We start from the raw sequence: 12544 nt of genomic DNA on the forward strand, positions 1-12544 counted from the left end.
CTTCATCGCCGTTTCTCTCAGCGGCGACTTTTATAATATATCACAGTCGCCTAGATGATTGCAAGCACTTTTTTTTCGTCTTTCGACATTTTTTTCAGCTGTCGATTTCGACTTTTTTGACCTGCCTCAAAAGCGGCGAGTATTAATGTACCATAGGGCCAAATAGTAAGTCAACCTTTTTCAAAAATAAAATACCCGTTCAAAAGCAACGGGTATTTTATGCTGTTTTTATCAGATGGCCGTTAACAAATACTTTAGTTCCATCACATCCGGATCTCCGTTCGCCGGCATGACCGCTACCTCACGGACGTAAGCTCGTTTGACCAGATTCTGAACAATCAGAGAAAGATCAATATGCAGCTCCTGAATCGGCGGATAGTTCTGCAGCTCGCATATGGTCCAAGGTTCCTGTCTGCTGCTGATTGCCTCGAACAATAAAGAGCAGCAGGATTTCATTTTGTTCATTACCGTAAACTCGCAAGCAAGCATAACAAGCCGGACACGCTGTTCCAAAGATTCCGGACTTGCCGTCAATTCCTCGTACAGCTTGTAGACTCCCGGATGTACTCTGCGGATTTGCTTCCAAACCGTGAGCTCCGGATGATGCCCTTCTTCTATAAGTACGATGTGTGCCCAGTGATGAAGTGCCGCCATGACATGACTGTGCGCATCCAAAATATGATTGTCTTCAAGATCCTGCTTCGCTTGCAGATAGGTGCGCAGGAATCCGGAAAACTCGGCGAAACGCTTCTGTTCCCGCATGATATCTGGAAATAACATCAATCGCTCACGAATATTCGTCAAGTAATTGTCGCGCTCCACCAATATCTCCCCCCGAACCATCCATTGGATCACGCTGCCGCTTCCGCCAGCTATCCATTGCTCCAAACGACCGGTGTCAACCGTCCGAACCATAATCCTTCTGCCAAGCTGGCAAACATGCTCGGTTGTTTCATTAGCCCCACTCTCTCGCACAACAAGAACTAAAACGTCCAATCCTTCAATCACGGGATTATAAGGATACGGATTCTCGATTGCCACCAGACCCACTACATCCAGCTGCGAACGATACGTTTCAATAAAATACTGTTTCGTATTCACTTCGGCCTCCGTATAGCTAATCCATTTAGATTAAGCTATAATAATTATCTGTATAGTACTATCTTTTTCGACAAAGTGTGGCGGTTTCCTGCTTGCAAAAGAAAAACCGTTAACCTTACATACGTCAATCGTCATAGAGAGGAATGGAATAGTGAATAAGATTTTTTTCAAATCGGCAAAAATCAATGAATTCCGTTTGTGGGGCCTCGTCTTTACGCTAGTTGGCATGGGAGTAATGATCATCGGGACAGGCGGAATCGTCTGGTGGGGGCACGCCGGCAAAATTTTCGCGGCGATCTTTATGGTCCTCGGAATGATCTCCCTCTTAATCAGTTGCATCGTTTATTTCTGGGCAGGCATGATGTCGACAAGCGCCACCATGCTTGAATGTCCCGAATGCCACCGGCCGACAAAAATGCTTGGCAAAACCGACCGCTGCATGTATTGCAAAACGATGCTTACGCTTGATCCCGCTCAGGCAACGCATGAACCGTCGGTTGAATAAAACAGAAGCAGCCCAGGCGCTCATCGCTTGGGCTGCTTCTTTTATTACATCATAAGGAAGTATTATGGCCTTTTGTTAATGGCTTCGTCAATGACGGGCCAGATCGAGGAAGTCTGGAAGGAACGGTTCCATGTGGCCACGCCGGCGAGACCAAGCTCACGCATTAGCTTCACACGGGATTGGATCGACAAAGCGTCCTCAATCCATATCCGGTTTAAAGCGCCATTCTCTTTATACTCCACGTAATTCTGTCCTGCAGCCTCGTCGAGCTTGGGAGTAAGCTTCTTGCTTGCGATAATATCTTTAACCTTGTCCATCCCTACCGCTTTGGAAGTCACTTTCCCGTTTTGTTCCGTCCATATCCGGGTATAAAGCGGCATACTTAGAATGATTTTGTTCGCGGATACGCCGTCTTCTTCAATTATCCGTTTGACCGCGCTTGCCGTCCAGCCAAGCGATGCAACGGAACCCGCTTCCGGGCTGGAAGCCCAATGCTCGTCATAGGCCATTACCATCATATAATCGACGGTATGCCCAAGCGCCGAACGGTCAAGGAACAGGGACCATAACTCGCTGTTGGATTTCGGCGTGACGTCAATCGATACGACGAGTCCCTGTTCATGGAGAAGAGGGGTTAGCTCTCTTACGAATTGAACCAGATTGGCTTTATCGGATGTGCGTACGTTCTCGAAATCGATATTAATGCCTTGAAGATGATAGGTCTGTGCAAAAGCGAGCAGTTGACGGATCATTTTGAAGCGTGTATCGGCTTTCGCCAAAGCTTCCGTTGTTTGATCGGGCTCAAAGCCATTGCTGAATAAAGCCCAAACCTGCATGCCTTGATCATGCGCCCAACGTACGTAAGCCGGATCCGCCTTGCCTTTAATCGTTCCCTGTCCATCCTGCAGCTCAAACCAGGTTGGACTTACTACATTAACCCCTTTTAGCGTACCGATGGAATCCGGAGTCGGATTTTTATCGTATACGGCTTCCCAAGTGAGATTAATTTTGCTGCCGAGTACTTTCCATGGTATGAAAGCCTCTTCCTTGGCTGCTTGAGGAACTTTTTCTATGCTGGCCAGCTCTACATTGGACTTCTGCATATATCCCAGCTGTCCTTGCGGACCTTGCACGAATAACCATCCGTGTTCCTCACCCCAGATGCGGACCGTCTCGCCTTGCGGTACCTTTTCCGCGATAGGGGAATGGATGCTTGTCTTGGTCCGTATCGCGCTGCCTTTTGATTTCAAAGCCTTTCCTTGCTGAATAGATTCCCCTGCCTGGAGTAAAATAACGATGCCGGAGTCGGCCTTGTATTCGGTCTTGAGGCCGTAAAGTTCTTCAAGCGGCGTAATCGGTATATAAACGGCATCATCCTTGGTCTGTGCCGCGATATGCAATTCGTATGGCTTTTGATTGAGCTCTGCCGTCAAAGCATCCGTCTTCAGCCTCAATACTTTATTGGTCGTTGTCAAAATGATGGAGCCGGTCTCCGCTTCATAATATACGGGCTCGTCCGGTCCAAGCGCCTTTTGCAAAGCGGATATCGGAAGCATGACTTCATCGTTTTGTATAAAAGCACCTTGATCCATGATTTCGCCTTGATAGGTTATCGGATGTTCCATCCCGTAGTCAGGAACCGCAATATGCTGATTCGGTATAAACTTCATGTAAATAAACCAAACGCCCATCGCTGCTGCGATAAATAAAAGGAACAGCATCGTATACCATGCTCCTCCGCCCTTACGGCGGCGCGGCGCTCTGGTGTACATCGTCTCCAATTGCTCACTCTCCTAAAAAGAATTGTCACCCAAACAGCCTAATATTAAGGCTGATCGTGATGATTCTTGCATCGAAAGCTTAAACTTAAAGAATTGTCACCCTAACGGCCTTATTACTGCTGCTTCTCTGTAAAAAAAGACGTGCAAATCCGCGAATTACCGCATCTATGCACGCCTTATTTCATCTTAACTATAAACAACCTACCATTTACGCTCTTGCCGTCTCGCTGCAGCTGGAGCATACTCCGTAAATCTCCATACGGTGTCCCTCAACCATAAAACCGGTCTTATTGGAAGCAGCCCGCTCGACTTCAAGCAGCGGCGGGTATTCAAAATCTACGATCTGGCCGCAGCTTTTGCAAATCGCATGGTAATGGTCGGACAAATCCGCGTCAAAACGGCTGGAATCGTCACCGTAGGTTAATTCGCGAACTAGACCCGCTTCGACAAATAACCTCAAGTTATTATATATCGTAGCCACGCTCATACTCGGAAAATTCGGAGACAGCGACTTATAGATTTCATCGGCTGTCGGATGTGACATCGAGCCCATCAAATAACTCAATATGGCGTGACGTTGCGGGGTCATACGGACGCCATTCATCTTCAATTGCTCAATTGCTTCGGTAACGCTGGCTCCCATTCCCCTCACGCCTTTCTTTTACTAGATAGAACTATTGTACGTTCATTCAAAATGGTTTGTCAATGAAAGCGCTCATCAACCCGCCTCATTCATCTGTATGTAAATACTGTTAGTCGCATTCACTTGAATTCGGTAAGTACCCGCGCCTATGGTTCCTCGAACGGTTTTCTTGTTAACCGTAAGCGGCAGATCGGTCGTAATGCTTCCAAACGTTACCGAACCAAATACGGAATAATCCCCTACCGCCGGAACAAGAAGCTTAATCTCCCCAACCGTGCTGTCCAAATCCCAATCCCCGCCCACTGTATGGCTAGTCAGCTCGATATTGCCGTTTAACGTAGATGCTTTCACCTCTCCGGATACTTCCTTCATGGCAATCTTGCCGTTTTTCGTGTCCGCTCCCACGCTCCCGGCAATACCGCTCAGCGTCATGGCTCCATTCCAGGTTTCGGCAGTCAGATTGCCGGTTAGCGCATCAACGGTAATCGCACCGTTCTTCGTGGATAAATCGGCATCGCCCGTTACGGTCTGGAGTTTAATCCCTCCATTCAGGCCGTGAATCACCAGCGGCCCTTCAATCTGCTGGGCTTCAATATCGCCATTGTCGCTCTTCAGCTGGACTCCGCCGGGTGCATTCAATCCGCTTGCGGATACGGGACCGTTATTGACATCAACCGTTACCGCCATTTGGGGAACGGAATTCTTTTTCGCTTCGTCTAACGGAGTCTCTGTTGCATTCGAATTCGAATTCGAGTTCGACTCGTGGTTCGGATCCATAGACGGAATGTCCGTGTTTACCCCAGGATCCTGGGCGGTAACGGTTGTCTGCGGAACCGTAACGACGATATTAATGCGCGGTTTGCGGCTTCCGTTCGTACCGTATGGCTCGCCTTTCGCCGTTATCGTCATCGAATCGGCATCCGACACTCTTTCCACAGCCGAATTGTCTGCAATCTGTTGTGCTTCCTGCTCATCGGTGACGTCCACCCATACTTCGGTATCTATTACGAGGTGATCCGTGCCGCCGCCTCGGACCGTAACCTTCCCGTTCGGATTGGAGATTTTGAGCTTGGATATGGCGGTAGCGTCAAAAGGTACCGTATCCGTCTCTTTCACGAATTTAAAGCCCTTCTCTTCGCCGTAATCCGGCGTGCCGTTCAAATCAACATACTGGTCCAGCCAGCGGAAGGGAAGCTCCGCGTATTGGGTCACCGTAAAAGCAACAACGGATATAACAATAGCGATAATAGCTCCGGAAAAATCAAATCGCAGCTTTCTCGCCGCTTTCCGGTAAACGATGCTATAAATGATAATCTCGGCCCCGAGCAAAATAAATACGGCAGGCCACCACTTGCCCAATAAGGCTACGTCATTGCGGCCTTTCACCTGATCCCATAAGAGCAGGCCGCCAATTGCAATAATAAACATGGCGGCTGTGAACCGCCCCAATCGAAACATGGACTGATCTCCCTTCACTCGCGAAAACCATACAACAAGCGCCACCGCCATTAAAAACGGTCCTACCGCCATTTCCGCCAAGTCGTCCATCCACGGAATAAGCGCCGCGGGAGGGTCTGTCAAAATAAACAGCAGTACACCGGCAGCCATAATGAGCAGGCCGATTACCGGTGACAATTGATCCGTTGAACCATCCTTGGCATCAGCCCTGGTCTGCAGGGCATCAAACACGCTGATGAAATAATACACCGGCAGCGTAATTCCCAAATAGACGATAAAGAGCAGATGCCTTGCCGCATTTGCATCTGCCAACCTGATAATAGCCGCTATATCAAGAACTAGACCGGCGGTCAGGAGCAGTCCTCTCTGATAACGCCCCGTATACAAATGCCCGGCTCCGGGGAGCACGAATGCGAGTAATAACGTAAGAAGTCTGCTCTTTGGCCGATCTAATCCGAGCTCACGCAATGCACGCCCTCCATCTGCTTGATTTGTTCCAGTAAAGCCAATAACGATTCATTCTTCGGCAATTGCACGGTCAAATGGAGCATAAACTGCTGCACGCCCTGCTCATGCTTCGCGCTTTCCTCCAGCATGACCTTGCGGATCGTAATCTGCTTCTCGGTCAACAGAGCGTTAAGCGTAAGGACAATGGTGGATTGCTCATCCGCCTGAAGGACTAATTTATGCTCCCGCTTCGTGCTGATGTATCTTTTCTCCAGTTTGTTGAAAGCCCAAAGAATAAGCAGAACCAGAACCGTTGTGGTTACCGCGGCAAAATAAAATCCTGCGCCTACCGCAAGCCCTATCGCCGAGACCACCCACAAGGAAGCCGCCGTCGTCAGCCCCGTAATCGACTTGCCCGTAAACAAAATCGTGCCTGCCCCGAGGAACCCGACGCCGGTTATGACGGCCGCCGCCAAACGGGCCGGATCGACCCGGACATTCGTCTCGTTAACAAAAGAAGAAAAACCATATATCGATAAGAGCATTAGCAAACAAGAACCGATACATACCAAAATATTCGTGCGCAGCCCTGCCGCATGATTCGACTGTTCGCGCTCGAGGCCGATCAGTCCGCCGAGGAGCATGGCGAGAAGCAGCCTTAACCCGAGATGAAACTCATTAATGTACCATGGATTCGCGAGATCATGACCCAAGTGCAGCACAACCTTTCATCATGATAATTGTACCATATTAGTATGCATAAGGACCTGCATTCCATGAAAAGACGCCGCCCATCGCTTAGGATGAGCGGCGTCAAAAAAATCGGCAATTAGGCTTTCAGACGTTCAAGCAGAAGCTTATTCACGAGAGCCGGATTCGCTTTGCCTTTCGTCTCTTTCATAATTTGGCCGACCAGGAATCCGATCGCTTTATCTTTGCCTGCTTTAAAGTCTTCTACCGATTGCGGATTCGCTTGAATGATCTGATCCACTACGGCCACTAGCGCGCCTTCGTCACTGATTTGGACGAGGCCTTGCTCTTCAACGATCTGCTGCGGCAGTTTGCCGGATTCCAGCATCGCCTTGAAGACCGTCTTGGCGATCTTGCTGCTGATGGTACCCTTCTCGAGCAAACCAATCATCTCTCCAAGACCTTGGCCGGTAATCTTCACTTCGGAAAGCTCCAGGCTGTTCGCGTTCAGATAGCCGAGAAGATCACCCATGATCCAGTTGGATACCGCTTTAGCATCCTTCGTATAGTTCAGGCTTTCCTCAAAGAAGTCTGCAAGCTTCTTCGAAGAAGTAATGACTTCCGCGTCATAGGAAGGCAAGCCGTATTCGGTTGTGTAACGCGCCTTGCGCGCATCCGGCAGCTCCGGAATCGAAGCGCGGACCCGGTCTTTCCATTCCTGGCTGATGTTCAGGCGAACCAGGTCAGGGTCCGGGAAGTAACGGTAATCATGCGATTCTTCCTTGCCGCGCATCGAGAAGGTTTTGCCCAGCGTATCATCAAAGCGGCGTGTCTCCTGCACAACGAGGCCGCCTTCATTCAAAATCTCCGCCTGGCGGATTTGTTCGTATTCGAGACCGCGCTGAACGCCGCGGAACGAGTTCATGTTCTTCAGCTCGGCACGCGTACCGAACTTCTCTTGCCCGTATGGACGAAGGCTGATGTTAGCGTCGCAGCGGAGGCTGCCCTCTTCCATCTTCACGTCCGATACTTCGCAGTACAACATAATCGCCTTCAGCTTCTCAAGGTAAGCCTTCGCTTCTTCCGGCGTGCGGATGTCCGGCTCGGATACGATCTCGACAAGCGGCGTACCGACGCGGTTAAAGTCAACAAGGGAAGCATATCCGCCGTCAACGTGGGTCAGCTTGCCGGCGTCTTCCTCCAGATGGAGGCGGGTAATGCCGATCCGCTTGGTCTCGCCGTTTACTTCGATATCAATCCAGCCGTTCTGGCCGATTGGCTGATCGAACTGCGAGATCTGATACGCTTTTGGCGAATCCGGATAGAAATAGTTTTTACGGTCGAACTTGCTAATGTCGGCGATTTCGCAATTAAGCGCCATTGCCGCTTTCATCGCGTATTCGACAGCTTGCTTGTTCAAGACGGGCAGAACGCCCGGGTGCCCGAGACATACCGGGCATGTATGAGTATTAGCCGGAGCTCCAAAGGCCGTAGAGCAGCCGCAGAAAATTTTACTGTTGGTATGCAGCTCCACGTGTACTTCGAGACCAACTACCGTTTCGTATTGAGTCGCTTCAGACATCGTTATTTCTCCCTTCACCCTAGCTGCGGCCGTAATTTATGGAATTCGGTTTGCTGCTCAAACGCATGAGCCGCACGCAGCACGGTCGATTCATCAAATGCCTTGCCGATGATTTGCAGGCCGATAGGCATGCCGTCCGCCGTTCCGCACGGAACGCTGATTGCCGGAATGCCCGCAAGGCTTACCGGAATCGTGCAAATATCGTTCAGGTACATCGTCAGCGGATCGCCAACCTGCTCGCCAATCTTGAACGCCGTTGTCGGAGCCGTAGGGCCGATGATGATATCGTATTGGTTGAAGACATTATCGAAGTCCTGCTTGATCAGCGTGCGGACCTTTTGCGCCTTCAGGTAGTACGCATCGTAATAACCGGAGCTAAGCGCGTAAGTACCGAGCATGATCCGGCGTTTCACTTCCGGACCGAAGCCTTGGCTGCGCGATTTGCGGTACAGATCGATCAGGTTCTCCGGGTTGTCCGCGCGAACGCCGTAACGAACGCCGTCAAAACGCGCCAGGTTGGACGATGCTTCCGAGGAAGCGAGCAGATAGTAAGTCGCAATCGCGTATTCGGTATGCGGCAGCGATACTTCCTCCCACGTTGCGCCCATGCTTTCGAAGGTTTTGAGAGCCTGCATAACGGCTTCCTTCACCTTCGGATCAATGCCCTCGCCAAGGTACTCTCTAGGCACGCCAATGCGAAGACCCTTCACATCGCCGGTAAGAGCGCTGGTGTAGTCAGGGATATTAACGTTAGCGGATGTCGAATCCTTCTCGTCGTAACCCGCGATCGATTGCAGCACGTAAGCGGAATCTTCAACATTTTTCGTGAGCGGACCGATCTGATCCAATGAAGAAGCAAACGCTACGAGACCAAAGCGGGATACCAAGCCGTATGTCGGCTTAAGGCCAACAATGCCGCAGTACGCAGCCGGCTGGCGGATGGAACCGCCCGTATCGGAGCCAAGGGAGAAGTAGACTTGTCCCGCGGCAACCGAAGCCGCGGAGCCGCCGCTTGAACCGCCCGGAACGTATTCCGGATTCCATGGGTTGCGAGTCGGATAGTAGCTGGAGTTCTCGTTCGAGCCGCCCATCGCGAACTCGTCCATGTTCAGCTTGCCGATCGTAACCGACTGAGCGGATTTCAGCTTGGATACCGTTGTTGCATCGTAAATTGGATTATAGTTGCTCAGGAATTGGCTTGCGCATGTCGTAAGCAGCCCTTCCGTTACGATGTTATCCTTCACGCCGGCCGGCAGTCCGAACAGAAGCCCCCGTTCGCCGCCCTCCAGAAGCTGCTTGTCCAGGCTATCCGCCTGGCGACGGGCATTCTCTTCATTTAATGTTAGGAAAGCCTTGATCGTTTCGTCTGTCTCCGCAATCCGGCGGTAAGAAGCGTCCACCAAATCGGAAACCGTCAATTCTTTGTTATTAAGCTTGCTATGTACATCCTGTAGGCGTAAATCAAACAGTGACAACAGCAGTTCCTCCCTTCAAGTACCTTAAAGTTCTATTCCAATACAGCCGGCACTTTAATCTGGCCGTCTTCTTCGTCCGGTGCGTTGAGCAGCACTTTTTCAATCGGAAGCGATTCGCGGGTAATATCTTCCCGCATCACGTTCGTAATCGGCAGCACGTGGCTGGTCGGCTCTACATTGTCCGTATCCAGGCTGTCCAGCTTTTCCGCATATTTCAGGATCGCATTCAGCTGTCCCGTAAATTGTTCCTTTTCTTCATTCGAGAGCTCCAGCCGCGCCAAATTCGCAACATGCTCTACGTCTTTAATCGTAATGCTCATGGATGCTTCGTCCTCCCTTTCAAGCCTTCTACTCATTCCTCCTATTATAGCTTATAATCGCCATTTCACAAAGTGGTCCAGGCAGGCAAAATGAAACGGAGCCTCTCCCGTTAAGGGATAAGCTCCGCTTGGATGATTGCGATGATTGCCGTTATATCCACGCCTTCAGATTAACCTGGCGAATAAAGTCTTCCGTTGTCTGGCTCTCGCCGCCCGTATTGTCCTTCTCCTCGGGCTTTTCTTCGCCTTTTACAATCCGGTTGAAAAGCTCTTCGTTATACGTGGCCAGCGCGTAATCAATCAACGCCTCCCGCTCGATCCGGTCAACCTCTTCCTGCAGCAGCACTTCCTCCAGTTCAATATCCTCGTCTGGAACAAGGAAATTGCGGTTAGCCGCAGGCACTCTTACCACATAATCGAACACATTGTCCGGATTGCGGTCGTAAGCGATTATATAACCATACTCCCCAATAGGGAGATTTTGCTCGAATTGGTCAGCGATAATAACAACTTTTGCCCCTAAACTCAGCATTGTGTTCACTCCTGTCTATCAGCCGCTGTCTATCTCTATTATCCTACTAAAAAATAATAGCGGTGTCCAATTACGGTGAGGACAGAGAACTGCCCTTTCTTATTTTTCGGATTGATGCCGGCTGTACCAGCGCCATACCCTCTCGACATCCTCCCGCTTGAGACAGTAGACGCGGTATGCCTGAAGGCTGCCTAGCACATGCGCCGAGATCGTCAGAAGCCGTCTTTTCTGCTGTCCTCTCGTCCGCCTTGTAGCCATGGAGACAATTTGAGGCCTGCGCATGTAATAGGTCATTCTCGTCAGACTCCTCTTGCGGAGGGTTAACTGCCCGTCCTCCAAGTTCATGCCCGCCGCCGAAAGGCAGCTCCAGCTCCAGGCTGCGGCAAGGGGAAGCAGAATAAGAGACCATAGCCCATGGGTATGGAAAAAGTAGATGAAGACGGCGCATAGGAGAATCATGACAAGCTGCCCTTTCCAAACGTAGTCGAAAAAAGCCCGCTTCGGGGCAGCCGCCTTAATCTCTGCTGCCGTAAACTGCGGTACAAAGCAGGTCAAAATGGATTGAAGAGACGCTCTGGGAATAAACGGATGCAGCATCAAACGCTCCGTTTTATCCGAAGAGATGACCTGCAATTGAATTTGGGCAAATCCGATCCACTGATGAAGAAGCCCTTCCGCCACGATAACCGCCTGCACCTTGCGGGCATCAAAGTGATGCACTTTTTTCTCGAGGAGACCGTAGGAGATCGAGATTTGATCATCCTGTTTGTTTGCGGTAAACCCGGCAAACTTGATGACGTACAAAACAAGGGATAGCAGCCATGCAACGGCAAGCCCGCATACCGCGATAACCGCGATAACGGTATAGCTTGGATCTACGCTGGTTGATTCCTTGTATAACGTGGAATAAAGGTTGGGTGCCAGCTCGTTAATGAAATCATCCGCCAGGGAAATGATCCCCGCGATAAAAGCAACAACCAGACCGAAATTAAGGGAGGTCGCGGCAGCAAGCAGCAGCTGACCCGTGGTTAACCGGTAATTAGGGAGAACCGGAAGCTGCCGTGCGGCAGACTCCGCAGGCTGGACATGAGGCGCAAGCAGAAGCTTCTGCAGCTGTCTTGCATCCTTCTCGGTGAGAGCCGCGAGAATTCCGTCAGCCTTCTTGTTGCCGCCGGGCGTTTCGATCTTGACCTGCGTGACGCCAAATAGCCGCTGCAGAATGGGCTGCTCGAGGTTAACCGAATGAATCCGGCCGAAGTAGATTGTTTTCTCGTCTCTGAACAGGATCCCTTTGCGGATGACGATCCGGTCATCCTCCACGGTAAAGGAACATTTGCGCCAGCCGAATAAGCCGAGAAACATAAGCAAGGTTACGGCAGCCAGAATGCCTAGATAAACATACCCGTTTACTCCCGACCAGTTCACGCCTTGCAGCAAGGTAATGATGATAAGCGGCAGCAGCCCTTTCACCGTGTTAAACAGCGGAAACAGAATATAAATCGGATGCAGCCTGCGCGGCTTGTTTCGCTTAATCATCCTGATCATCTACTTTCGCAAGCTGGCCGATCCGCCTCTTCAGAAAATGCGCTTCGCTTTGCTTGAGGCCGCTGATCCGGTGCGTGGTTGCCGCGGTTACGACCGCCACGCTGGCAAGCTCGTATTTGCGCATGAGAGGTCCGCTCTCCAGCTCCACATGCTGGACGCGCACCATCGGAACAAGGACATTGCGAATGACGATAAGCCCGGATTTGATCTCCAGCTCCTCGTCAAACAACTCGTATTGAAAACGCCGGTATTTGACCTCGGGGAAAAACCATACAAACAGCACCGCAGATAAACTTACCGCCGCCAGCCCGATAAGGCCGGGAATGTAAGTCCAATGCTTCCAGGCCGCAAACGTTAAATAGGCAATAACAATCACGTAAAGCACAAGATGAGTAATAAGCGAGCTTATTCGGTACACGGTGATGTAATCCCGGTGAAGCCTTTTCGATAATAAACGGTCCATTC

Annotated in this window: 12 protein-coding genes; 1 reads left to right on the top strand and 11 read right to left on the bottom strand. The window is 50.6% G+C overall.

Annotated features, from left to right (window positions below; translation table 11 throughout):
* Positions 1 to 231 precede the first annotated feature (231 nt).
* The gene (locus PGL01S_RS28180) at positions 232 to 1101 is read right to left on the bottom strand and encodes a nucleotidyltransferase-like protein (protein ID WP_127498633.1); all 870 of its coding nucleotides are present in this window, start codon (positions 1099 to 1101) and stop codon (positions 232 to 234) included.
* A gap of 160 nt (positions 1102 to 1261) precedes the next feature.
* Between PGL01S_RS28180 and PGL01S_RS28185 the strand changes: the two genes are divergently transcribed.
* On the top strand, positions 1262 to 1606 hold the full coding sequence (locus PGL01S_RS28185; protein ID WP_164775617.1) for a YgzB family protein: 345 nt from the start codon (positions 1262 to 1264) through the stop codon (positions 1604 to 1606).
* A gap of 62 nt (positions 1607 to 1668) precedes the next feature.
* Here PGL01S_RS28185 and PGL01S_RS28190 read toward each other — a convergent pair whose 3' ends face one another.
* The 10 genes from PGL01S_RS28190 to PGL01S_RS28235 all read right to left on the bottom strand — a co-directional run bounded on the left by PGL01S_RS28190 (position 1669) and on the right by PGL01S_RS28235 (position 12542).
* Positions 1669 to 3378, bottom strand: coding sequence for a glycosyl hydrolase family 18 protein (locus tag PGL01S_RS28190; RefSeq protein WP_236013536.1), 1710 nt, complete (start codon positions 3376 to 3378; stop codon positions 1669 to 1671).
* A 217-nt stretch (positions 3379 to 3595) separates the two neighbouring features.
* Positions 3596 to 4030 (bottom strand): peroxide-responsive transcriptional repressor PerR, encoded by a 435-nt coding sequence (gene perR / locus PGL01S_RS28195; protein WP_116393737.1) that lies wholly within the window; start codon positions 4028 to 4030, stop codon positions 3596 to 3598.
* 75 nt (positions 4031 to 4105) lie between these two features.
* Positions 4106 to 5956: a DUF6677 family protein gene (locus PGL01S_RS28200; protein ID WP_127498639.1), complete on the bottom strand. Its 1851-nt coding sequence runs from the start codon at positions 5954 to 5956 to the stop codon at positions 4106 to 4108.
* Positions 5938 to 6579 (bottom strand): MgtC/SapB family protein, encoded by a 642-nt coding sequence (locus PGL01S_RS28205; RefSeq protein ID WP_373312825.1) that lies wholly within the window; start codon positions 6577 to 6579, stop codon positions 5938 to 5940. The genes PGL01S_RS28200 and PGL01S_RS28205 overlap by 19 nt, the downstream gene beginning before the upstream one ends.
* A gap of 185 nt (positions 6580 to 6764) precedes the next feature.
* Positions 6765 to 8207 (bottom strand): Asp-tRNA(Asn)/Glu-tRNA(Gln) amidotransferase subunit GatB, encoded by a 1443-nt coding sequence (gene gatB, locus PGL01S_RS28210; RefSeq protein ID WP_116393734.1) that lies wholly within the window; start codon positions 8205 to 8207, stop codon positions 6765 to 6767.
* A gap of 14 nt (positions 8208 to 8221) precedes the next feature.
* Positions 8222 to 9682, bottom strand: coding sequence for an Asp-tRNA(Asn)/Glu-tRNA(Gln) amidotransferase subunit GatA (gene gatA, locus PGL01S_RS28215; RefSeq protein ID WP_127498641.1), 1461 nt, complete (start codon positions 9680 to 9682; stop codon positions 8222 to 8224).
* A 32-nt stretch (positions 9683 to 9714) separates the two neighbouring features.
* A complete protein-coding gene (gene gatC / locus PGL01S_RS28220; RefSeq protein WP_015842715.1) occupies positions 9715 to 10002 on the bottom strand; it encodes an Asp-tRNA(Asn)/Glu-tRNA(Gln) amidotransferase subunit GatC in 288 nt (95 codons plus the stop codon).
* 151 nt (positions 10003 to 10153) lie between these two features.
* Entirely contained in the window at positions 10154 to 10534 is a 381-nt protein-coding gene (locus tag PGL01S_RS28225) for an ATPase (protein WP_127498643.1), read from the bottom strand.
* 99 nt (positions 10535 to 10633) lie between these two features.
* Positions 10634 to 12070, bottom strand: coding sequence for a PH domain-containing protein (locus tag PGL01S_RS28230; RefSeq protein WP_164775615.1), 1437 nt, complete (start codon positions 12068 to 12070; stop codon positions 10634 to 10636).
* Positions 12063 to 12542 carry a PH domain-containing protein gene (locus PGL01S_RS28235; protein WP_116393730.1) on the bottom strand — a complete coding sequence of 160 codons (480 nt, stop codon included), beginning with the start codon at positions 12540 to 12542 and terminating at the stop codon, positions 12063 to 12065. Before PGL01S_RS28235 ends, PGL01S_RS28230 begins: the two co-directional genes overlap by 8 nt.
* Between the last annotated feature and the right edge of the window lie 2 nt (positions 12543 to 12544).

Source organism: Paenibacillus glycanilyticus NBRC 16618, from assembly GCF_004000805.1.
Classification (GTDB): domain Bacteria; phylum Bacillota; class Bacilli; order Paenibacillales; family Paenibacillaceae; genus Pristimantibacillus; species Pristimantibacillus glycanilyticus.